This is a genomic window from Streptomyces sp. NPDC096176 (genome assembly GCF_044763255.1).
Taxonomy (GTDB): Bacteria; Actinomycetota; Actinomycetes; order Streptomycetales; family Streptomycetaceae; genus Streptomyces.
Genome location: NZ_JBIWFV010000007.1, coordinates 161,972 through 183,205, shown reverse-complemented (window position 1 = coordinate 183,205; position 21,234 = coordinate 161,972). Strand labels below are relative to the sequence as shown.

Annotated in this window: 19 protein-coding genes; 16 read left to right on the top strand and 3 right to left on the bottom strand. The window is 71.5% G+C overall.

Translation table 11 applies throughout. The features are described 5' to 3' along the window. Positions 1-5 precede the first annotated feature (5 nt). Together ACIQ7Q_RS21050 and ACIQ7Q_RS21045 are read right to left on the bottom strand one after the other, a co-directional pair. On the bottom strand, positions 6-749 hold the full coding sequence (locus ACIQ7Q_RS21050) for a cupin domain-containing protein (protein WP_403864039.1): 744 nt from the start codon (positions 747-749) through the stop codon (positions 6-8). A 144-nt stretch (positions 750-893) separates the two neighbouring features. Further along, positions 894-2,057, bottom strand: a complete 1,164-nt coding sequence (locus tag ACIQ7Q_RS21045) for a betaine/proline/choline family ABC transporter ATP-binding protein (protein ID WP_403864036.1) — start codon at positions 2,055-2,057, stop codon at positions 894-896. Between the two features lie 430 nt (positions 2,058-2,487). Here ACIQ7Q_RS21045 and ACIQ7Q_RS21040 point away from each other — a divergent pair, with 430 nt between their 5' ends. The 13 genes from ACIQ7Q_RS21040 (at position 2,488) to ACIQ7Q_RS20980 (ending at position 18,240) form a co-directional block, all read left to right on the top strand. Continuing rightward, positions 2,488-3,972 carry a cellulase family glycosylhydrolase gene (locus tag ACIQ7Q_RS21040; protein ID WP_403864033.1) on the top strand — a complete coding sequence of 495 codons (1,485 nt, stop codon included), beginning with the start codon at positions 2,488-2,490 and terminating at the stop codon, positions 3,970-3,972. Between the two features lie 77 nt (positions 3,973-4,049). Next, a complete protein-coding gene (locus tag ACIQ7Q_RS21035) occupies positions 4,050-5,348 on the top strand; it encodes an alpha/beta fold hydrolase (protein ID WP_403864030.1) in 1,299 nt (432 codons plus the stop codon). Between the two features lie 32 nt (positions 5,349-5,380). Next, complete coding sequence (locus tag ACIQ7Q_RS21030; RefSeq protein ID WP_403864027.1) at positions 5,381-6,127, top strand: PIG-L deacetylase family protein; 747 nt, start codon at positions 5,381-5,383, stop codon at positions 6,125-6,127. Between the two features lie 275 nt (positions 6,128-6,402). Beyond that, positions 6,403-9,036, top strand: coding sequence for a beta-N-acetylglucosaminidase domain-containing protein (locus ACIQ7Q_RS21025; protein ID WP_403864024.1), 2,634 nt, complete (start codon positions 6,403-6,405; stop codon positions 9,034-9,036). Between the two features lie 55 nt (positions 9,037-9,091). After that, positions 9,092-9,676 (top strand): helix-turn-helix domain-containing protein, encoded by a 585-nt coding sequence (locus tag ACIQ7Q_RS21020; protein ID WP_403864021.1) that lies wholly within the window; start codon positions 9,092-9,094, stop codon positions 9,674-9,676. Positions 9,677-9,771: 95 nt separating this feature from the next. Further along, positions 9,772-10,740: an NADPH:quinone oxidoreductase family protein gene (locus ACIQ7Q_RS21015; protein ID WP_403864018.1), complete on the top strand. Its 969-nt coding sequence runs from the start codon at positions 9,772-9,774 to the stop codon at positions 10,738-10,740. Next, a complete protein-coding gene (locus tag ACIQ7Q_RS21010) occupies positions 10,737-11,918 on the top strand; it encodes an acyl-CoA dehydrogenase family protein (RefSeq protein WP_403864015.1) in 1,182 nt (393 codons plus the stop codon). The genes ACIQ7Q_RS21015 and ACIQ7Q_RS21010 overlap by 4 nt, the downstream gene beginning before the upstream one ends. Beyond that, positions 11,915-12,988, top strand: coding sequence for an acyl-CoA dehydrogenase family protein (locus ACIQ7Q_RS21005; RefSeq protein ID WP_403864012.1), 1,074 nt, complete (start codon positions 11,915-11,917; stop codon positions 12,986-12,988). The genes ACIQ7Q_RS21010 and ACIQ7Q_RS21005 overlap by 4 nt, the downstream gene beginning before the upstream one ends. A 116-nt stretch (positions 12,989-13,104) precedes the next feature. Further along, positions 13,105-14,700: an ABC transporter substrate-binding protein gene (locus tag ACIQ7Q_RS21000; protein WP_403864009.1), complete on the top strand. Its 1,596-nt coding sequence runs from the start codon at positions 13,105-13,107 to the stop codon at positions 14,698-14,700. Positions 14,701-14,732: 32 nt separating this feature from the next. Beyond that, a complete protein-coding gene (locus tag ACIQ7Q_RS20995; RefSeq protein WP_403864787.1) occupies positions 14,733-15,689 on the top strand; it encodes an ABC transporter permease in 957 nt (318 codons plus the stop codon). Continuing rightward, positions 15,682-16,548 carry an ABC transporter permease gene (locus ACIQ7Q_RS20990; protein WP_403864006.1) on the top strand — a complete coding sequence of 289 codons (867 nt, stop codon included), beginning with the start codon at positions 15,682-15,684 and terminating at the stop codon, positions 16,546-16,548. Before ACIQ7Q_RS20995 ends, ACIQ7Q_RS20990 begins: the two co-directional genes overlap by 8 nt. A 137-nt stretch (positions 16,549-16,685) precedes the next feature. Then, a complete protein-coding gene (locus ACIQ7Q_RS20985; protein WP_403864783.1) occupies positions 16,686-17,594 on the top strand; it encodes an ABC transporter ATP-binding protein in 909 nt (302 codons plus the stop codon). Then, on the top strand, positions 17,578-18,240 hold the full coding sequence (locus ACIQ7Q_RS20980; RefSeq protein WP_403864003.1) for an ABC transporter ATP-binding protein: 663 nt from the start codon (positions 17,578-17,580) through the stop codon (positions 18,238-18,240). The genes ACIQ7Q_RS20985 and ACIQ7Q_RS20980 overlap by 17 nt, the downstream gene beginning before the upstream one ends. Positions 18,241-18,321: 81 nt before the next feature. Here ACIQ7Q_RS20980 and ACIQ7Q_RS20975 read toward each other — a convergent pair whose 3' ends face one another. Continuing rightward, positions 18,322-19,170: a hypothetical protein gene (locus tag ACIQ7Q_RS20975; protein WP_403864000.1), complete on the bottom strand. Its 849-nt coding sequence runs from the start codon at positions 19,168-19,170 to the stop codon at positions 18,322-18,324. Positions 19,171-19,458: 288 nt separating this feature from the next. On the opposite strand from ACIQ7Q_RS20975, the gene ACIQ7Q_RS20970 reads away from it, so the two are divergent. The 3 genes from ACIQ7Q_RS20970 to ACIQ7Q_RS20960 all read left to right on the top strand — a co-directional run bounded on the left by ACIQ7Q_RS20970 (position 19,459) and on the right by ACIQ7Q_RS20960 (position 21,183). Then, positions 19,459-20,322, top strand: a complete 864-nt coding sequence (locus tag ACIQ7Q_RS20970; protein ID WP_403863997.1) for a phosphatidylinositol-specific phospholipase C/glycerophosphodiester phosphodiesterase family protein — start codon at positions 19,459-19,461, stop codon at positions 20,320-20,322. A gap of 143 nt (positions 20,323-20,465) precedes the next feature. Next, entirely contained in the window at positions 20,466-20,660 is a 195-nt protein-coding gene (locus tag ACIQ7Q_RS20965; RefSeq protein WP_403863994.1) for a hypothetical protein, read from the top strand. A gap of 76 nt (positions 20,661-20,736) precedes the next feature. Further along, positions 20,737-21,183 (top strand): nitroreductase family deazaflavin-dependent oxidoreductase, encoded by a 447-nt coding sequence (locus ACIQ7Q_RS20960; RefSeq protein ID WP_403863991.1) that lies wholly within the window; start codon positions 20,737-20,739, stop codon positions 21,181-21,183. The last annotated feature ends 51 nt before the right edge of the window (positions 21,184-21,234 follow it).

Below are 21,234 nucleotides of genomic sequence, written 5' to 3'. Positions count from 1 at the left end.
CCCGCTCAGCCGATGTCGTACACGTCGAGCCGGCCGCACATGCCGAACCGCCCCCGGGCGGCGGGCCGTTGGGACCGCAGCCGTGCCTGCGCGAGATGGTCGGCGTCGCCGCGTTCGAGGCGGTCGAGCTGCGCGCCGGTCGCCGCGGACGCGGCGGCTGCTCCGTCCCGCCAGCGTCCGCGCCACCGGCCGACCAGCGGCCGCACCAGCGCCGCGGCGGCTCGGTGGAAGGCCGCCAAAGGCTCCGGATCGCCGGCCTCGCCCGCCTTGCGCAGCGCCGCGAACCCTTCGAGGGCGAGATCACGACGTCGGCGGGCCGCGGCTTCCAATACCTCCTCGGGGCCCGCCTCCGGCAGGGTGACGGCCGCGCGATAGGCGTCGGGGTCGGCGAGCAGAGGCGGCGGCAGGGTCAGCACCGCGTCGCCCGCTTCCGGCAGGCCGCAGTTCTGCATCAGCACGATGATGGTCAGCCCGCCCTCGTTGACCAGCCGGTGGATCGTCCCCGGCGTGAACCAGACCAGCGCGCCGGGCGTCAGCTCGGTCTGCTCGAGCCCGGATGCCGTCAGGGTCTGCACCGCCCCCCGGCCGCCGGTCACGGCGTACCCCTCCGAACAGCTCAGATGGACATGGGGCGTGCCGCCGCGCAGGCCGTCGGCGGCCTCCCAGTCGTACACCTCCAGCCGAGAGACGCCGATCCCGCCGGGCAGGCCGTCGTACCCGACGGCGGACATGTCGGCCGTGCTCGCCATGGAAGCTCCTTCGGACGGGGACGGCGGGCCTGAGCCCCACCGGACGGCAAGCGCTTTCCATCCGGAAGTTAGGACTTCCCGGCGAGGCGGTCAAGGGCGGGCGGCGGGCGTCGCGGTAGGTCGGGCTCGGCCCGGCCGCCCGTCTCAGGCGTCCGAGACCGAGTCGAAATCGACTGCGTCGCGTGCCACGCCCTGTGCGTCGGCATCCACCGAGCGGCGCAGTGCCTCGTGGAGTTTTGCCGGGGTCAGTACGCCGAGGAAGCGGTCGTGGTCGATGACGGCCACCCAGCCCGCGTCGTGTTGCAGCATCTCGCTGAACGCCTGCTTCAACGGGGCACCGACCGGAACCCACGCCTCCATGCGCCGGGCGAGATCACCGACGGTGCCCGTTCCCCCGGCGTTCGACAGGGTGTCCGCGGAGACCCAGCCGTGCAGCTCGCCGCCGGTGCCCAGCACCACGGCCCACCGCGCACCCTCCCTACGCAGCCGCGCTGCGGCCGATGCCGTCGGCTCGTCGACGCGGGCGACCGGCGGCTCCTCGAGGTCGTCCCGTTCGATGCGCGTCACCGACAGGCGCTTGAGGCCGCGGTCGGCGCCGACGAACCGCGCCACGTACGGGGTGGCGGGCGTGCCCAGGACGGCGCCGGGAGTGTCGAACTGCTCGATTCGCCCCTGTCCGTAGACCGCGATCCTGTCGCCCATCCGCACCGCCTCCTCGATGTCGTGGGTGACCAGGAGGACCGTCTTGCAAACCGCCGACTGCAGGTTCAGGAACTCGTTCTGGAGCCGTTCGCGTACCACCGGGTCCACGGCGCCGAACGGTTCGTCCATCAGCAGCACCGGCGGGTCGGCGGCCAGCGCGCGTGCGACCCCGACCCGTTGGCGCTGCCCGCCGGACAGCTGCGCCGGGTAGCGCGAGCCGTACGTCTTCGGGTCGAGGCCCACCAGGTCCAGCAGTTCGGCCGCCCGGGCGCGGGCCTTCGCGCGCTTCCAGCCGACCAGTGAGGGAACCGTCGCCGTGTTGTCGAGAACCGTGCGGTGCGGGAAGAGGCCGACCTGCTGGATGACGTAGCCGATGCGCCGGCGCAGTTCGACCGGGTCCACAGCGGCGATGTCGGAGCCGTCGACGAGGATGCGGCCCGAGGTGGGTTCGATGAGGCGGTTGACCATCATCATGGTGGTGGTCTTTCCGCAGCCGGAGGGGCCGACGAGGGTGACCAGCTCGCCTTCCGAGACCTCGAACGACAGGTCGTCCACGGCCGTGGTGCCGTCCGCGTAGACCTTGCTGACCTGCTCGAACCGGATCATGCATCCACGCTAGAAGCGGGGGTGCGGCCGCGCACACGGGCCGGACTGTCCGTGTGCGCGCACGGACGGGCGCCTCGCGCGGGCCTCGCCCCCGTCGTGCCGGTCGTGGGCCTCGCCCCCGTCGCGGGGAGGCACGCCTGTGTCCTGTATGCCCCTGCGCATCGCCGAAGTTCATCGGAGCTTCCGCCTTCGGGGCGATGCGGCCCGAGCGCCGCGCGGCAGTCGGCGGTGCGGTCGGCAAGACTCTCGATGTCCGTGCGCGGCCACCGGCCACCTGGCCACTCGTCCGCACGGGGCTCCTGTGTTTGTCATGACCCTTGCCGCCGCCCGAACGCGCTGCTATTCCTCTTGGTTAGGAAAGTTTCCTTCCAATCAGTCGGCCGTCCCCCTGGCCGAGCCCGGCCCTTCCGCCCAGCCAACGGAGCCCCCCATGAGACCGGCACGGTTCTGGCTACGCCCCCTCGGCAGCGTCGGCGTCCTCGGCGCCGCCCTGCTCCTCGCGCTCACCACCGCAACCCCCGCCACCGCAACCCCCGCCCCCGCGGCCCCCGCCCCCACACCGCCGACGACCGCCGCAGGCGTCACCCACGAGGCGGAGCACGCGACCGTCTCGCGGGGTCTGATCGAGTCCAACCACACCGGATTCACCGGCAGCGGGTTCGTCAACTACGACAACTCCACCGCCAGTTACGTCCAGTGGACGGTCAACGCCGCGCAGGCCGGCCGCGCCACGCTGGTTCTGCGCTTCGCCAACGGCACCGCCGCCGACCGGCCGATGGACATCACCGTCAACGGCACGCTCGCCGCCGACGACCGCTCCTTCCCCGGCACCGGTTCCTGGACCTCCTGGTCGACGGTCACCGTCACCGCCGACCTCAAGGCGGGAGCCAACACCATCAGGGCCACCGCGACCACCGTGAGCGGCGGCCCCAACGTGGACCACCTCGTCGTCGACGCGGTGCCCACGACCGACGGCACACCGGCGGCGGTCAACGGACAGCTCGAGGTCTGCGGCACCAAGCTCTGCAACCAGTACGGCAACCCCGTCCAACTGCGCGGCATGAGCACCCACGGCCTCCAGTGGTACAGCCAGTGCATCACCAACGGCTCCCTCGACGCCCTGGCCACCGACTGGCGGGCCGACGTGCTGCGGATCTCGATGTACGTGCAGGAGGGCGGGTACGAGACCGACCCGCGCGGCTTCACCGACAAGGTCCACTCGATCATCGAACAGGCCACGGCCCGCGGTATGTACGCGATCGTCGACTGGCACATGCTCAGCCCCGGCGACCCGCACCACAACCTCTCCCGGGCGAAGACCTTCTTCACCGAGATCGCCCAGCGCCACGGAAACAAGAAGAACCTGCTGTACGAGATCGCCAACGAGCCCAGCGGCGTGAGCTGGTCGAGCATCAAGAGCTACGCGGAGGAGCTCATCCCGGTCATCCGCCGCATCGACCCCGACGCCCCGGTACTCGTCGGCACGCGGGCCTGGTCCTCCCTCGGTGTCTCCGAGGGCGCGAACGAGTCCGAGGTGGTGAACAATCCCGTCAACGCCTCCAACATCATGTACACGTTCCACTTCTACGCGGCTTCGCACCGGGACGAGTACCTGAGCACGCTCTCCCGCGCCGCTGACAGAATCCCGATGTTCGTCACCGAGTTCGGCACCCAGGACTACGCCGGCGAGGGGGCCAACGACTTCTCCATGGCCCAGCGCTACCTGGATCTGATGGCGAGCAAGAAGATCAGCTGGGTCAACTGGAACTTCTCCGACGACAACAGGTCCGGCGCCGTCTTCCACAGCGGCACCTGCAACAACAACGGCCCGTGGGCCGGGACCGCGTCGCTGAAGCCCGCCGGTGTCTGGGTCCGTGACCGGATCAGGACACCGGACAACTTCCCGACCGACTGATCCGGCACCTGTCCGCGTCCCCGCCCCTCCGCTGTGATCCACTGGACGGGCGGGGGCGCACAGGAACAGGAGCAGCAGTGGCCAGCTACCGGCAGCCGGGCGTCGTTCTCACCGACCATCACTTCACCGCCCCGCTCGACCACGGCGACCCCGCCGGTGAGCAGATCGAGCTCTACGGCCGGGAAGTCACCTCCGCCGCGCACGCGGACGCGGACCTCCCGTGGCTCGTGTACCTGGAGGGCGGGCCCGGCAACGCCGCCCGCCGCTTCGTGGGCAAGCAGGCCTGGCTGGGGCGGGCGACCCAGGACTTCCGCGTACTGTTGCTGGACCAGCGCGGCACCGGACGCTCCGCACCGCAGAACCGCCAGACGCTTCCGCAGCGGGGAGGGCCGCAGTCACAGGCGGACCACCTGGCCCTCTTCCGCGCCGACAGCATCGTCCGCGACTGCGAGGCGATCCGGCAGCGGCTCACCGGCGGAGCGCCGTGGACCGTGCTCGGCCAGAGCTTCGGCGGCTTCTGCGCCACCCACTACCTCTCCACCGCCCCCGAAAGCCTGCACACGGTCCTGATCACCGGCGGACTGCCCTCCCTCGACGCCCACGCCGACGACGTGTACCGGGCCGCCTATCCCCGTATCCGGCGCAAGGTCGAGGCCCACTACGCCCGCTATCCGCAGGACGTGGAGCGTGCCCGGCGCATCGCCGAACGTCTCGCCGAGCAGCCGGCGCAGCTGCCCGGCGGCTACACCCTCACCGTCGAGGCGTTCCAGTCCCTGGGCATCGTGCTCGGCGGTGGCGAGGGCAGCCACCAGCTGCATTACCTTCTGGAGAACGCCTTCGTGCGCACCGCCGCCGGCCATGAACTCTCCGACGCCTTCCAGGAAGCCGTACGCCCGATTCTCTCGTTCGCCGCGAACCCGCTGTACGCCGTGCTGCACGAGGCCATCTATGCCCAGGGCGGGAGGCCGACGGCCTGGGCCGCCGAGCGGGTGCGCGCGGAGTTCCCGGAGTTCGATGCCGCCAAGGCCCTCGCGGACGACCAGCCGTTGATGTTCACCGGAGAGACCATCCACCCCTGGCACTTCGAGGTGGACCCCGCCCTGCGGCCGCTGCGCGAGACGGCGGAACTGCTCGCCGGCCGCACCGACTGGGCGCCGCTGTACGACCCGGCCCTCCTCGCCGCCAACGAGGTGCCGGTCGCCGCGGCCGTCTACCACGACGACATGTACGTCGACACCGACGACTCGCTGCGCACCGCCCGCGGCGTCCGCGGGCTGCGCACCTGGGTCACCGACGAGTACGAGCACGACGGTGTGCGGGCGAGCGGGCCGCGGGTGGTGGACCGGCTGCTGGCGCTGGCCCGCCAAGAGCTCTGAGTGGTGATCAATGGATCCGTATCCTGCGGAACATGACCGATCAGAAGAGCGAACAACTCGAGCCGATGCCGTCCGACTGGCAGCGCGCGCTCGCCGTCGTCGCACACCCCGATGACCTGGAGTACGGCTGTGCGGCCGCCGTCGCGGGGTGGACCGACGAAGGCCGCGACGTCGCGTATCTGCTGGCCACCCGGGGCGAGGCCGGGATCGACGGCATCGCGCCCGCGGAGTGCGCACCGCTCCGCGAGCGTGAGCAGCGGGCGAGTGCCGCCGTCGTGGGTGTCTCCACGGTGGACTTCCTGGACCACAGGGACGGTGTGATCGAGTACGGCACGGCGCTGCGGCGGGACATCGCCGCGGCGATCCGCCGCCACCGGCCCGAACTGGTCATCACTCTCAACCACCGCGACACCTGGGGCGGCACGGCCTGGAACACCCCCGACCACCGTGCCGTCGGGCGGGCGACCCTCGACGCGGCCGGTGATGCGGGGAACCGCTGGATCTTCCCCGAGCTCATCTCCGAACAGGGCCTCGAGCCGTGGGACGGGGTGCGCTGGGTGGCGGTCGCCGGCTCGACGAGCCCTACGCACGCCGTCGACGCGGGCCCCGGCCTCGAGCGGTCGGTGGCGTCGCTGCTGGAGCACCGGCTGTACATCGAGGGCCTGACGGAGCAGGACCCGGAGGCGTACTGCCGCACGTTCCTCACCGGCATGGCCGAGATGGCGGCACCGCGCTTCGGAGGCCGTCCCGCAGTGGCGTTCGAGCTCTTCCCGCGATGACGCCGGCGCGCTCGCGGCGGGCAGCGGTGTCGGCCGCGCAGCCCGGCCGCCGGAGCCGTCCGTGACGTGAGCGGTCACGTCACGGGCGGTGACCGGCCAAGGCCGGGCCCCCGGCCGCACATCTGGCCGGATCCGCACGTGTGGGCCGTCGCACGGCCCGCACCGGTGAAGACGGCCCGTCCCCAACGATTGACACAACCTCATACGCCTGGTCAATTGCGAATGTTGTGATGCGCGAACTTCCTTGTGCGACCCCAGCGGCCCATGGAGGAAAAGTGACGCTTCGCCCGACCCGTCTCGCCGTGCTCGCCGCGGCCCTCACCCTCTTGCTGACGCCGGCCGTCGCCCGTGCGGCCGACCAGCCCAAGGCTGCCGGCGCCGAAACCCCGGCCATCACCCCGACCCCGCAGTCGGTCCGATCCCTCGATGACCGGGTGACCATCACCTCGACCGTCACACTGATCCCCGGAGAGAGCGCCGACCCGCAGGCCGTCCAGGTCACCGAGCAGGCGCTCCGCGACGCGGGCGCCCAGCGGATCGTGCACGGCGACCGGCCCGTGCGCGACCGGCTCACCGTTCATGTCGGCTCCGCGGCGGCACTCGGCGCGCTGAACCTCGAGGAGCCCGACGGGCTGCCCGCCGACGGTTATGTGCTGGGTATCGGCGAGGAACGTGTCGTCCTGGCGGGAAAGGACACCGCCGGCACCTACTACGCCGCCCAGACGCTGCGGCAGCTCCTCCCGCACCGCGACCGGCCCGGCGCGAAGGTCGGCGGACTGGCTGTCCGGGACTGGCCGGCCACCGGACTGCGCGGTGTCATCGAGGGCTTCTACGGCACGCCGTGGTCGCATGAGGCGCGCCTCGATCAGCTCGACTTCTACGGCGAGCACAAGATGAACATCTACGTCTACTCGCCCAAGGACGACCCGTATCTGCGGGACAAGTGGCGCGAGCCCCACCCGGCGCGGGAGCTGGCACAGATCCAGGAGCTGGTCGACCGGGCCGCCGAGCGCCATGTCGACTTCACGTACGCCCTGTCGCCGGGCCTGTCGATCTGCTACAGCTCCGACGCGGACACCGCGGCGCTCATCGACAAGTTCCGGTCGATCTGGGAGATCGGCGTCCGTACCTTCGCCGTGCCGCTCGACGACATCAGCTACACCTCGTGGAACTGTCCGGACGACCAGGCCAAGTGGGGCACGGGCGGTGCCGCGGCGGGTGCCGCGCAGGCCCACCTGCTGAACCGGGTGAACAGGGAGTTCATCGCCGAACACCCCGGTGCGCAGCCGCTGCAGATGGTCCCGACGGAGTACTACAACGTCACCGCCACCCCCTACAAGAAGGCGCTGGCCGAGCAGCTCGACCCGGACGTCCTCGTGGAGTGGACCGGCGTCGGGGTCATCGCGCCGACGATGACCGTCGCCCAGGCGAAGGCCGCCCGTGCCGTGTTCAACCACCCGATCCTGACCTGGGACAACTACCCGGTCAACGACTACGTCACCAACCGGCTGCTCCTCGGACCTTTCAACGGCCGTGAGAAGGGCCTGCCCGCCGAACTCGCGGGCATCACCGCCAATCCCATGATCCAGCCCCACGCCTCCAAGATCGCCCTGTTCACCGTCGCCGACTACGCCTGGAACGACGCCGCCTACGATCCCAGAGCCTCCTGGGAGGCCGCGGTGCGCTGGTACGCGGGAGGCGACACACGCGCGGAACGCGCCCTGCGGATCTTCTCCGACGTCAACTACAGCTCCCGGCTGAATCTCCAGCAGGCCCCCGAACTCGCGGCCGCGTTCGAGCGGTTCTGGCGTGACGGCGACGAGCGCCGGCTCGACCGGGTGCTCGGTGATCTGCGCGCCGCGCCGTCGGTGCTCCGTGACCGTCTGCCCGAGCAGAGCTTCGTCGACGACGCCGGTCCCTGGCTCGACGCGACCGAGGCGTGGGCGTTCGCGGCCCGTACCGCCCTGCGGCTGGTGGGGGAGGCGCGTGACAGCGACGGCCGCGAGGCCTGGGAACTGCGCCAGCGGCTCCCCGGACTCCTCGCCACGGCCCGTTCGTTCGTCTACGTCGGGCTCGACGGCCGTCCGGTGCCCGTGACCGTCGGCGAGGGGGTGCTCGACGTCTTCGTCGACGACGCGATGGCCGAGCACGACCGCATCCTGGGGGTGCCGGGCGCCGTCAGGGCGGCGAGCAGCATCGGTCCGTACCGCGACAACGTCGTCTCGCGCATGATCGACGGCGACGACGCCACGTTCTACTGGAGCAGCCGCGCGCCTGCCGTGGGCGACACCGTCGGCGTCGACCTGCGCCAGGAACGCGAGTTGCGTTCGGTCAAGCTCGCCATGGGCAAACCCACGAGCCCCAACGACTATCTGCGCCAGGGGGTGCTCGAATACTCCTCGGACGGTGCGAGCTGGCAGCAGCTCGCCGCCTTCACCGGGCAGCCCGACGTCACGGCCACCGCTCCGGCGGGCACCAAGGCCCGTTTCGTGCGCGCACGAGCGACCGCCAAGCAGACCAACTGGCTTGTCGTCAGGGAGTTCGGCGTCGTGACGGACAGTGCGTCCGTCACCGGCGACCCGCCCGCGGTGGCCGGTTCCTCACTGAGCGCGGCCGCCGACGGCGACCTCGGCACGGTCTACCGTGCGGCGCGGACGCCACGGGAGGGCGAGGCCCTGACGGTCGAGCTGGGCAAGCAGCGAACCACACGATCGGTGACGGTCCTGCAGCCGTCGGACACTGCCGTGCGCGCCACGGTGGAGCTGCGGGGGCCCGACGGCACCTGGCGCAGGGCGGGTGAGCTGCGCGGACCGTACACGCAGCTCAGGTTCGGGCCCCGCGAGATCGACGCGGCGCGTCTGGTGTGGCGCAGCGGAGTGCCGCGGATCGCGGAGGTGATCGTCAGCTGAGGACCGAGACCCTGCGTGTTTGACAAAACCCCTTGCTGTTTCTGCAATGGGGTCCATGGAAGACGACGCACGGCTCGACGCCGTACTGAACGAGGTCGGCCCCCGGCTGCGCAGGATCCGGCGCGAGCGGGGGGCCACCCTCGGCGCGCTCTCGGAGGCGACGGGGATCTCCGTGAGCACGCTGTCCCGGCTCGAGTCCGGCGGACGCCGGCCCAGCCTCGAGCTGCTGCTGCCCATCGCCCGTGCCCACCAGGTGCCGCTGGACGAACTGGTCGGCGCGCCATCGGTCGGCGACCCCCGGGTGCGCTCGAAGCCGATCGTCCGTGGCGGGCGCACGATGTATCCGCTGACCAGCCGGCCCGGTGGGCTGCAGGCGTACAAGGTGACCCATAAGCCCTCCGCCGAGCAGCCGGAGCCGCGCACGCACGAGGGGTACGAGTGGCTCTACGTCCTGTCCGGCCGGCTGCGTCTGGTGCTCGGCGAGCACGACGTGGTGCTGAGTGCGGGGGAGGCCGCGGAATTCGACACCCGGGTGCCGCACTGGTTCGGCTGCGCCGACGACCGGCCGGTCGAGTTCCTGAGTCTCTTCGGCCCCCAGGGCGAGCGCATGCATGTGCGGGCCAAGCCGAAGCGGGCCTGAGGCGGGTCATGGCGTGCCCGCTCTTCCCGGACGGGCAAGCGACCGCTTAGTATGTGGCGCAGCACAGTACTGCCCTACGTGTGGGAGGCCCCGAAATGCAGGCATGGCGAGTGCACCGCAACGGCGAGCCGAGCGAGGTGATGCGGCTCGAAGAGGCGGACCGGCCCACGCCCGGGGAGGGGCAGGTCCTCCTGAAGGTCCGCGCGGCCAACATCAACTTCCCCGACGCCCTGCTCTGCCGGGGCCAGTACCAGGTGCGGCCCCCGCTGCCCTTCACCCCCGGAGTGGAGATCTGCGGCGAAACCGAGGACGGCCGCCGCGTGATCGCCAACCCCGTCCTCCCGGGCGGCGGGCTCGCCGAGTACGTGGTCGCCGACGCGGCCGCCCTGCTCCCCGCGCCCGAGGCGCTCGACGACGCGGAGAGCGCCGCGCTGCACATCGGCTACCAGACCGGCTGGTTCGGCCTGCACCGGCGGGCCGCTCTCGAGGAGGGCGAGACCCTGCTCGTGCACGCGGCCGCGGGCGGCGTCGGCAGCGCTGCCGTACAGCTCGGCAAGGCGGCCGGAGCCCGGGTGATCGGCGTCGTCGGCGGCGCGGACAAGGCGGCCGTCGCCCGTGAGCTCGGCTGCGATGTTGTCGTCGACCGTCACGCGGACGACATCGTCGCCGCCGTGAAGGAGGCGACCGGCGGACGCGGCGCGGATGTGATCTACGACCCGGTCGGCGGCGACGCGTACGCCAAGTCCGCCAAGTGCGTGGCGTTCGAAGGCCGGATCGTCGTCGTCGGCTTCGCCAGCGGCGACATCCCCGCCCCCGCCCTCAACCACGCGCTGGTCAAGAACTACTCGATCATGGGCCTGCACTGGGGCCTGTACGCCACCAAGGACCCGCGCTCCATCGCCCGCTGCCACAAGACGCTCACCGAGTACGCGGCCAAGGGCCTGATCAAGCCCCTGATCAGCGAGCGCGTCGCCTTCAAGGACGCCGCGGATGCCGTGCAACGCGTCGCCGACGGCACCACCACGGGCCGCCTGGTCGTCATCCCGGACGGAGTGGGCCGATGACACAAGCAGCCGAACTCGTCGCTCTCACACGGGATCTGCTCGCCGCCCACCCGCCGGCCGAGACCGACCGCGCCGACTTCCTCAAGGCGCGCTTCGACGCCGGACTCGCCTGGGTCCACTTCCCGAAGGGCCTCGGCGGACTCGACGCCCCCCGCGCCCTCCAGGCCGTCGTCGATGCCGAGCTCGCCGCCGCGGGGGCTCCCGACAACGATCCCCGACGCCTCGGCATCGGCCTCGGCATGGCGGCGCCGACGATCCTCAAGTACGGCTCCCAGGAGGTCAAGGAGCGCTTTCTGCGGCCCTTGTGGGTCGGCGAGGAAGTGTGGTGCCAGCTGTTCAGTGAGCCCGGCGCCGGCTCCGACCTGGCGGCACTCGGCACCCGCGCCGTGCGGGACGGGGACGACTGGATTGTCACCGGCCAGAAGGTGTGGACCTCCAGTGCGCACGTCGCGCGGTGGGCGATCCTCATTGCCCGTACCGATCCGGACCTTCCCAAGCACCGGGGCATCACCTACTTCATCTGCGACATGACCGACCCCGGGGTCGAGGTGCGGCCACTGCGCCAGATCACCGGCGAGGCGGAGTTCAACGAGGTCTTCCTCACCGGGGTGCGCATCCCCGACGCCCACCGGCTCGGCGAGGTGGGCGAGGGCTGGAAGGTCGCGCAGACCACGCTGATGAACGAGCGCGTCTCGATCGGCGGCATGCGCCTGCCGCGTGAGGGCGGCATGATCGGCCCCGTGGCGCGGACCTGGCGGGAGCGGCCCGAACTGCGCACCCACGACCTGCACCAGCGGCTGCTGACCCTGTGGGTCGAGGCGGAGGTGTCCAGGCTCGCCGGAGAGCGGTTGCGCCAGCAGCTCGTCGCGGGCCAGCCCGGCCCCGAGGGCAGCGGCATGAAGCTCGCCTTCGCCCGCCTCAATCAGGAGATCAGCGGTCTCGAGGTCGAACTGCGCGCCGAGGAAGGGCTGTTGTACGACGACTGGACCATGCGCCGGCCCGAGCTCGTCGACTTCACGGGACGCGACGCCGGCTATCGCTATCTGCGTTCCAAGGGCAACTCGATCGAGGGCGGCACCAGCGAGGTGCTGCTGAACATCGTCGCGGAACGCGTTCTCGGGCTGCCCTCCGAGCCGCGCAACGACAAGGACATCGCCTGGAAGGACCTCGCGCGATGACGGACCTGCTGTATTCAGAGACCGAGAACGACCTGCGCGCCGCGGTACGGTCGCTCGTCGCCGCCCGCGGCGACACCACCGCACTCGCCGCCCGCGCCGAAGCCGGTTCGCCCGGCGACCCGCGGCTGTGGACGTCCCTCGCCACCGAGATGGGCGCCGCGGGCCTCCTCGTGCCGGAGAAGCTCGGCGGCCAGGGCGCGAGCCATCGGGAGGCAGCGGTCGTGCTGGAGGAGCTGGGGCGCGGCGTCGTCGCAGCGCCGTATCTCACCAGCTCCGTCGCGGCCACCCAGACGCTGCTGGCGCTGGACACCGAGACGGAGGCCGTCGCCGCACTCCTCGGCGCGCTGGCGGAAGGGCGACGTACCGCCGTGCTCGCCGTGCCGCTGTCCACGGCGCCGGACGGTCCGCTGCCCGACGGCCGGGCGCGCGTCACCGGCGTCGCGGACGCCGCGACGGCCGATGTGCTGCTCGTGCTCAGGGCCGACGGTCTGTACGCGGTGGAAGCGGCGGAGGCTGTCGTCGAGCCGCTGACCCCGCTCGACCTCACCCGCCCGCTCGCTGCGGTGGCGGCCACGGACGGCGGGACGCGGCTCGCGGACGCGGCGGGCGGCGAGGCCGCTGTGCGCCGAGGACTCCTCGCCGGCGCCGGTCTGCTCGCCTCCGAGCAGCTCGGCCTCGCCGAGTGGTGCCTGGAGGAGACGGTCCGGCACACCGCGGAACGGCACCAGTTCAACCGGCCCGTCGGCTCCTTCCAGGCGCTCAAGCACCGCATGGCTCAGCTGTGGCTGGAGGTCGTCTCGGCGCGGGCGGCTGCCCGGGCCGCCGCGGACGCGCTGGCGACGGACAGCGCGGACGCCGCGGTGTCGGTGGCGGTCGCCCAGGCGTACTGTTCACGGGTCGCGGTCCACGCGGCGGAGGAGTGCGTGCAGTTGCACGGCGGCATCGGTATGACGTGGGAGCACCCGGCCCATCTGTACCTCAAGCGCGCCAAGGCGGACGAGATCGCCTTCGGCGCACCGGGGCGGCACAAGGAGACTTTGGCCGCTTTGGTCGACCTGCGGGCGCCGTAGCACCCCGGCCCGTAGCCCCGCTCCCGTAAGACCCCCAACTACGTCACGCCCTTTACGTGCTGTTTAATTGCGAGTGCTTTGCAATAACAGCTGATCTTCAACAGGGGTGTACGCGCATGACGGGCCGATCAATACGGGCTGCGGCCGCCACGGCCATGGCCGCCGCGCTGACCTTCGGCGCGGCGGCCTGCTCCAACCCGGACGGCGAGCAAGCGGGCTCCACGGCGAAGGACTCGGCGGTCGTCGGCATCGCCTACGAGCCCGACAGCCTCAGCCCGCTCCTCGGCTACGGGAAGGACGGCAACTCCAAGATCTTCGACGGCCTGCTCGCCTTCGACGAGGACATGAAGCTGCGGCCCGCGCTCGCCGCGAAGCTGCCCGAGGTCACCGCCGACGGCCGCACCTACACCTACAAGCTCCGCCGAGGCGTGAAGTTCAGCGACGGCAAGCCCTTCGGCGCCAAGGACGTCGTCTTCACCTACCGGACCATCCTCGACAAGAAGACGAACAACGCGTCCAGGACCGAACTCGACGCCGTCGAGGACGTCAAGGCCGTCGGCGACGACACCGTCGTCTTCACGCTCAAGTACCCCTACGCGCCCTTCGCGCAGCGCACCGTCCTGCCCATTGCCCCCGAGCACGTCGCGGGCCGGCAGGACGTCAACACCGGCCCGTTCACCACGAAACCGATCGGCACCGGCCCCTACATCCTCACCGGCTGGTCCAAGGGCGAGAAGCTCAGCTTCAGGGCGAACCCGAACTACTGGGGCGGCGTACCCGCGGTGAAGAGATTCACCATGGCGATCATCAAGGACGACGACGTCCGCGCCACCCGGCTGCGCGCCGGCGACCTCGACGGCGCGATCCTGCCGCCCAACCTCGCCAAGGGCTTCAAGACCGAGCCGGGCAGGAAGACATACGAGGCCACCACGTACGACTACCGCACCGTCACCCTGCCCACCCACAACAAGGTCGCGGGCGACACCGCCGTCCGCCGGGCGCTCGACATCGCCGTCGACCGTCAGGCCATGGTGGACAGCATCCTCGAAGGTGCGGGCAAACCCGCCTACGGCCCCGTCCCCACCGGCAGCCCCTGGTTCACCCAGGGCACGGAGCGCCGGCACGATCTCGCCGGGGCGAAGAAACTCCTCGACGAGGCCGGCTGGAAGGCCGGCAAGGACGGCATCCGCGTCAAGAACGGCGTCCGCGCCGCGTTCCCGCTCTGGTACCTCACCGGCGACAAACTCCGGCAGGACCACGCCCTCGCCTACGCCTCCGACGCCAAGAAGGCCGGCATCGACATCACCATCAAGGCCGGCACCTGGGAGGTCATCGAGCCGAGGATGGAGCACGACGCGGTCCTCGCCGGCGGCGGCGCACCCGGCGACCCCGACTTCGACCAGTACCTGCTGCTCACGTCGTCCCTCGCCGGCGACGGCTTCAACAACATGGCCTGGTACGACAACCCGGCCGTCGACAAGGCCCTCGAAGCGGGCCGTCGCAGCGGCAAGACCGCCGAACGCAAGGCCGCCTACGACACCGTCCAGCGTGAACTGGCCAAGAACCCCGGCTACACCTTCCTCACCCACATCGACCACGTCTACGTCGTGAACGACAAGTGGAACGGGCTCACCACCCAGACCGAGCCCCACGACCACGGCCTGGCCTCCGGCCCCTGGTGGAACATCGAGGACTGGACGCCGAAGAAGTGAAACCCGCCTTCCCCACAGCGGCGATGGCGCGCATGGTGGGACGGCGGGCGCTGTTCGCCGTCCCCGTCCTGCTCACGGTGACCTTCGGGGTCTTCGCCGTCGCCGCAGCCTCGCCCTTCGACCCCGTGAAGGCCTACACCGGCACCGCCGGGCTCACCGCCTCGCAGGAGAACCTCGACCAGATCCGCGCCAACCTGGGCGTCGACGAGCCCCTCGTCACCCGCTGGTGGAACTGGCTGACCTCGGCGCTCCAAGGCGACCTCGGCGACTCCAGCGTGATGCGCAGGCCGGTGGCCGATGTCGTCGCCGAGCGGATGGGCTGGTCGCTGCTGCTCGCCGCTGCCGCGTTCGCGCTCGCCATCGTGCTCGGCACCGCCCTCGGCGTACTCGCCGCCCGCCGCCGCGGCGGACTCCTCGACCGGGCCGTCAGCTCCCTCGCCTACACCCTGGAAGCCGCCCCCGCCTTCTGGCTGGGGCTGCTCGCCATCTGGTTCTTCGCGCTCGAACTCGGCGTGCTGCCGGCCGGCGGCCTCACCGACACCGCCAGCGACACCGTGACCTTCGGCCAGGTCGCAACCCATCTGGTGCTGCCCGCCGCGGTCCTCGGCATCAGCCAACTGCCGTGGTTCTTCCTGTACGTGCGCCAGGGCGTCGGCGACGCCCTCGACGAGGACCCGGTGCGCGGCGCCCGCGCACGAGGGCTGAGCGAGGGCACCGTGCTCGTCGGCCACGCCCTGCGCTCGGGGATGCTGCCCATGCTCACCCTGATCGGCTCCCGGGTGCCCGAACTCATCACCGGAGCTCTGCTGGTGGAGACCGTCTTCAGCTGGCCCGGCATCGCCGCCGCCACCGTCCAGGCCGCGACCTCCGTCGACTTCCCGCTGCTCGCCGCGCTCACCGTGCTCGCGACCGCGGCCGTCCTGCTCGGCAACCTCCTGTCGGACCTGCTGTACGGTTTGGCGGACCCGAGGGTGGGCTTCGATGGCTGAGCTCGTATGGAAGTCCCATGGCCGCACACGCCGCTCCACCCGCACGGTGCGTGTCACGGTGTCCGCCGTGATCGTCGCGGCCGTCGCGATCGCCGTGCTGCTCGTACCGCCGCTCGCGCAGCTCGACCAGCAGGCCGTCGACTTGTCGATGAAGCTGCAACCGCCCTCGCCCGCGCACCCGTTCGGCACCGACGACGTCGGTCGTGACCTCCTGTTGCGCTGCGTCTACGGGCTGCGCGTCTCGCTGCTCGTCGGGCTGGTCGCGGCGCTCGTCGCCAGCGTCATCGGCACCGTGGTGGGCGCCGCCGCGGCGGTGGGAGGCGGCTGGGTGGACCGGGTGCTGATGCGGCTGGTCGACACCTTCTCCTCCGTGCCGCATCTGCTGCTCGGCATCTTCGTCGTCGCCATGTTCCGCCCCGGAGTATGGCCGGTGATCGTGTCCGTCGCCCTGACGCACTGGCTGTCCACCGCCCGCATCGTCCGCTCCGAGGTGCTGTCGCTGCGCTCCCGCCCGTACGTCGACGCGGCGATCAGCGGCGGCGCGTCGCGGTGGCGGGTGACCGCGCGGCATCTGCTGCCCGGTGTGCTGCCGCAGGCGGGCCTCGCGGCCGTACTGATGGTGCCGCACGCGATGTGGCACGAATCGGCCCTGTCGTTCCTGGGCCTCGGGCTGCCCACCCACCAGGCGAGCCTGGGCAACCTGGTGCAGACCGCACGTGGTTCGCTGCTCGCCGGTGACTGGTGGCCGACGCTGTTCCCTGGACTGTTCCTGATCATCCCGACGCTCGCCGTGGCGGGCCTCGCCGGCGCCTGGCGCGAACGGATCAACCCCCGCCGCCGATCGGAGCTGATGCTGTGAACGTGCGACCCTCCGGCTCCACACCCGCCGACGCCGGGCCCGCCCGCCCGTCGGCGCAGGCGTCTCAGGCCGCGTCCTTCCCTGCGCCGCACGCGGCACCCGTGCTGGCCGTCCGCGGCCTTTCCGTACGGTTCCGCATGCGCGGTGGACGGCATGTGGCAGCCGTCAGCGACGTCTCGTTCGACCTTGCCGCGGGGGAGTGCCTCGCCCTCATCGGCGAGAGCGGCTGCGGCAAGTCCGTCCTCGCCTCCGCCCTTCTCGGGCTGCTGCCCGCCAACGCGCAGGCCGCCGGATCGGCCGTCGTCGACGGCATCGAACTGCTCGGCGCCGACGAACGGACGCTCGCCCGCACCGTACGAGGTCGTCGCGTCGGGCTGGTGCCACAGAGCCCGGCGGCCCACCTCACCCCGGTACGGACTGTGGGCTCGCAGCTCGCCGAGACGGTGCGGCAGCTGACCGGCGTCCGTGGCCGCCACGCGCGCGACGCGGCAGAAGCGGCGGCCGAACGGGCGGCGTTCCCCGCCGACCACCTCGACCGCCACCCGCACGAGCTCTCCGGCGGACTCGCGCAGCGCGCCGCCACCGCGCTCGCCCTCATCGGCGACGCGCCCCTGCTGCTCGCCGACGAACCGACCACAGGCCTGGACCGGGAACTCGTCGACCGCACAGCCGACGAACTGCGCCGCCACGCGGACGACGGACGTGCACTCCTGCTGATCACGCACGACCTCGCGGCGGCCGAGCGCACCGCCGACCGGGTCGCCGTGATGTACGCGGGACGCATCGTCGAAATCGCCGACGCGGACGACTTCTTCCGCGGCCCGGGGCCACGGCACCCCTACGCCCGTGGCCTGCTGAACGCGCTTCCTGAAAGGGAGTTCACCCCCATCCCGGGGCTGCCGCCGGAACTCGGCGATCTCCCCGACGGCTGCGCCTTCGCCCCGCGCTGCGACCGCGCGGACGACGCCTGCGCCACGCTCCCGCGCCTCGCCGACAGCGTCGCCTGCCACCATGCACAGGAGGCGCAGCGTGTTCGAACTGCGTGACATCACCGCGGGCTACGACCACCGCAAGCCGGTCGTACGCGGTGCCACGCTCGCCATCGCCCCCGGCGAGTCCGTCGGCCTGCTCGGACCCAGCGGCTGCGGCAAGTCCACGCTCGCCAAGGTCGCCGCACTGCTCCACCGCCCGGACGCCGGCCGCGTCGTCCTGGACGGCGAACCGGTCGAGGGCTGGCGCCACGCCGCACCCCGGGCGCAGCGCACCGCCGTCGGTGTCGTCTTCCAGCAGCCACGGCTGTCCGCCGACCCGCGGCTCAGCCTGCGGGACCTGATCGCGGAGCCCCTGAGGGCCACCGGCCACAAGCGGGCCGAGATCTCGGCCCGCCCGGACGAACTGGCGCTGTCCGTGGGCCTCACCGCCGAACTGCTCGGCCGCCGGCCCCACGAGGTCAGCGACGGCCAGCTGCAACGCGCCTGCCTGGCAAGAGCGCTGGTGCTTCGCCCGCGCTGGCTGGTCTGCGACGAGATGACGGCCATGCTCGACGCGTCGACGACCGCGGCGCTGGTGGCCGTGGTCGAAACCTACCGCCGCACACACGGCGCGGGCCTGCTCGCGGTGGGCCACGACCACATCCTGCTGAACCGCTGGTGCGACCGGACCGTGAACTGGCCCGAGATCACGCAGGGGTGAGGCAGCAGCCGGGGCCCTGTCCTCGAGCGATCCCTGTCGGCACGGGTGCCATGGTGTCGTCGCAGCGGCGGCGAGCAGCCGTCATCGCGTGCGCAGGGCCGTGACGGCGAAGCGTTCGACCTCGGCGACGTGGCCGCCCGTGCTCGCGACGAGGGTCAGAACCGGGTCGCGGGCGCCGGTGAAGGAGACGGACGCCGACCACGGATGGTCCTTGCCGCCCGCCGAGACGCAGCACGAACTGCCCAGCGGCGACGTGGACGAGGGCTGGTGCACCTGGACGTGGATGGTTTCGTCCACGCCCGTGATCCGGCCGCCCGCACGCACCGGGGAGCGCACGACCGAGCCGTAGGCGGGCTTGGTCACGGTGAACGTCGTGTCGTCGGTGCCCACCACTTCCCAGGGGGCGTTCGGGCCGGAGCCGTAGCGCACCAGGTGGATCACGGCCGCTGTGGCCCCTGCCTCCGGGCCGCTGCCGCCGACGCCGATCCGTGCCTCGGACTTACTGACGGAACGCGTGGTGACCCGGTCGATGTCCTTGAACCCGAGGAAACCCTGGGTGAAGGAGAGAGCGGTCTGCGCCGGGTCGAGATGCCAGGGCTGGTGGCCGCCGGAACGGTATTCGCGTTCCCATGCCCGAGCCTGGTCGAGCGTGGCGAACGGCCACAGCGGCTGCAGGCCCTCAAAGCCGCCCAGTCGGCCGTCACCGCTGGGCGCGGGTGGGGAGGGCGGTTGCGTGCCCGGAGGTGTGCCGGTGGCCGTGGCGGACGGGGCGGGAGCAGTGGCCGACGCCGAGGGCGTGGGCGCCGTCCCCGACGCGGAGGACGGCGATCTCGTCGCCTGCGACGCGCCGCCGGAGCCACCGCACGCGGTGAGGATCAGGCCGGTCGCGGCGGTCACGGCCACGAGGCGGAAGGGGATCCGGATGTTCATTGATGCCCCCAGGCACGAGTACCGACTCTCGGTACTCTTCGTACCAGCCATCGTGCCACCGGCGGGATCGCCGCTCCAGTTCCTCATCAGTCGTTTCGGCGGCAGCCACGGAACCGGACGACAGGGTGGCGTACGCCCGCGTGCTCGGCCGTCAACGGCCAGCCCTCCGCGCCCCCTTGGCAGTCGATATGACGAATGGCCGAACTCTTGGTGGCCCTCTGCCCATGGGCTCGTGCCCGGCGGATACTCACCGGAGTCCCTCCCGACCCGCCGAGCCCGGAGGCCCTCGTGCCCACCACCCGCCGCAGAGTCGTCACCACCCTCGCCGCAGCACTCGCCGGAGCCGTGGCGGTGCCCGCCCACGCCCGGGCCGCCACGAACGCCGGCGCGACCGACCGGCCGCTGCGCCGGGCGCACGCTCACAACGACTACCTCCACGAGCGGCCCCTGCACGACGCGTTGTCGCACGGCTTCACCAGCCTCGAAGCCGACATCTTCCTCGTCGACGGCGAGCTGCTCGTCGCCCATGAACCCGCCGAACTCGATCCCGCCCGCACCCTGCGCTCCCTCTACCTCGACCCGCTGCTCGCCCGGGTGCGCGCCAACCACGGCAGCGTGTACCGCGGTTACCGACGACCGGTGCAGCTGCTGATCGACATCAAGGCGGACGGTGCCGCCGCCTATCTCGAACTCGACCGCCAACTGAGGCGCTACCGACACATGCTGAGCAGCAGCGTCCACGGAAAGGTAGACCTCGATGCCGTCACCCCGGTCATATCCGGAGACCGCGCGGCCCGCGTCCCGATGGAGGCACAGCCGGTGCGGTACGCCTTCTACGACGGCCGCCTCGAGGACCTCGCCGCCAATGCCCCGGCTCCCGCGTCGTTCATCCCGCTGATCTCCAGCAACTGGACCCACAGCTTCAGCTGGCTCGGCGCCGGGGAATTCCCGGCCGGGGAGCGCGAGAAGCTGCGCACCCTCGTCGCCACGGCCCACCGCCGCTCCCAGCGGGTCCGCTTCTGGGCGACACCCGACGCGGCAGGCCCGGAACGGGACGCCGTCTGGCGCGAGCTGCTGGCAGCAGGCGTCGACCACATCAACACCGATGATCTGGCGAGCCTGGAGCGCTTTCTGCGCCTCAACGGCCGCTAGGTTCTTACGTCGAGAGACCCTGCTGTCCCGCCTCGGCCCAGATGCACCCGTACGGCGGACACGCCAGTCGGCCGTACGGGACCCCGGCTACGCCAGACTGGCCGCCGAATGCCGCAATTCCGGCGCGGCGGAGGAGGTTGGCGATGGCCATTTCGATCTCGGTGGTGCTGCTCCTGCTGGTGCTCGCAGTGATCTTTCTGCGCAGCGGAGGGCTGAAAATGTCCCATGCGCTGGTCTGCGGCCTGCTCGGGTTCTTCCTGGCCGGCACCAGCATGGCGCCGACCATCCAGGAAGGCATCGCCGCCACGGCCAACGTCGTCGGCAGCCTCAGGCCCTGATGACGCCCGCCGGGAAGCCGTGCCGCGGCAACGGTGTTGAACGTATGGCAGTGCCATCGACGACGGGACGAGAAAAATGCCTCTTGAGGGTGAGTACGAGCCCAGCCCCGAAGCATGGGTGCGTCAGCAGGTCGAGGAGTACGAGAGCTCCGGCGGTACGAGGGGAACGACGATGCGTGACATGCCCGTCGTCATCCTCACCACCCGCGGTGCGAAGAGCGGCAGGATCCGCAAGACCCCGCTGATGCGCGTCGAGCATGCCGGAGCGTATGCGCTCGTCGCCTCGCTGGGTGGCGCGCCCAAGCACCCGGTCTGGTACCACAACGTCAAGGCCGACCCCCACGTCGAGCTCCAGGACGGGCCCGTCCGCAGGGACATGATCGCGCGTGAGGTGACTGGCGAGGAGAAGGCCGTGTGGTGGGGGCGTGCCGTGGAGGCGTACCCCGACTACGAGGACTATCAGAAGCAGACCGACCGCGAGATCCCGGTCTTCGTCGTCCAGCCGCCGGACCGGGACCGCTGAGCGGACCGCCGCACGGCGGACGGGTGCCGGGCGAGTAGAGGGGCGCGAGGT

What these genes read in the sequence shown, in the direction of transcription:
- ACIQ7Q_RS21050 (WP_403864039.1), bottom strand. Translation starts at nt 749, where the DNA reads ATGGCGAGCACGGCCGACATGTCCGCCGTCGGGTACGACGGCCTGCCC.
- ACIQ7Q_RS21045 (WP_403864036.1), bottom strand. Translation starts at nt 2,057, where the DNA reads ATGATCCGGTTCGAGCAGGTCAGCAAGGTCTACGCGGACGGCACCACG.
- ACIQ7Q_RS21040 (WP_403864033.1), top strand. Translation starts at nt 2,488, where the DNA reads ATGAGACCGGCACGGTTCTGGCTACGCCCCCTCGGCAGCGTCGGCGTC.
- ACIQ7Q_RS21030 (WP_403864027.1), top strand. Translation starts at nt 5,381, where the DNA reads ATGACCGATCAGAAGAGCGAACAACTCGAGCCGATGCCGTCCGACTGG.
- ACIQ7Q_RS21020 (WP_403864021.1), top strand. Translation starts at nt 9,092, where the DNA reads ATGGAAGACGACGCACGGCTCGACGCCGTACTGAACGAGGTCGGCCCC.
- ACIQ7Q_RS21015 (WP_403864018.1), top strand. Translation starts at nt 9,772, where the DNA reads ATGCAGGCATGGCGAGTGCACCGCAACGGCGAGCCGAGCGAGGTGATG.
- ACIQ7Q_RS21010 (WP_403864015.1), top strand. Translation starts at nt 10,737, where the DNA reads ATGACACAAGCAGCCGAACTCGTCGCTCTCACACGGGATCTGCTCGCC.
- ACIQ7Q_RS21005 (WP_403864012.1), top strand. Translation starts at nt 11,915, where the DNA reads ATGACGGACCTGCTGTATTCAGAGACCGAGAACGACCTGCGCGCCGCG.
- ACIQ7Q_RS21000 (WP_403864009.1), top strand. Translation starts at nt 13,105, where the DNA reads ATGACGGGCCGATCAATACGGGCTGCGGCCGCCACGGCCATGGCCGCC.
- ACIQ7Q_RS20995 (WP_403864787.1), top strand. Translation starts at nt 14,733, where the DNA reads ATGGTGGGACGGCGGGCGCTGTTCGCCGTCCCCGTCCTGCTCACGGTG.
- ACIQ7Q_RS20990 (WP_403864006.1), top strand. Translation starts at nt 15,682, where the DNA reads ATGGCTGAGCTCGTATGGAAGTCCCATGGCCGCACACGCCGCTCCACC.
- ACIQ7Q_RS20985 (WP_403864783.1), top strand. Translation starts at nt 16,686, where the DNA reads ATGCGCGGTGGACGGCATGTGGCAGCCGTCAGCGACGTCTCGTTCGAC.
- ACIQ7Q_RS20975 (WP_403864000.1), bottom strand. Translation starts at nt 19,170, where the DNA reads ATGAACATCCGGATCCCCTTCCGCCTCGTGGCCGTGACCGCCGCGACC.
- ACIQ7Q_RS20965 (WP_403863994.1), top strand. Translation starts at nt 20,466, where the DNA reads ATGGCCATTTCGATCTCGGTGGTGCTGCTCCTGCTGGTGCTCGCAGTG.
- ACIQ7Q_RS20960 (WP_403863991.1), top strand. Translation starts at nt 20,737, where the DNA reads ATGCCTCTTGAGGGTGAGTACGAGCCCAGCCCCGAAGCATGGGTGCGT.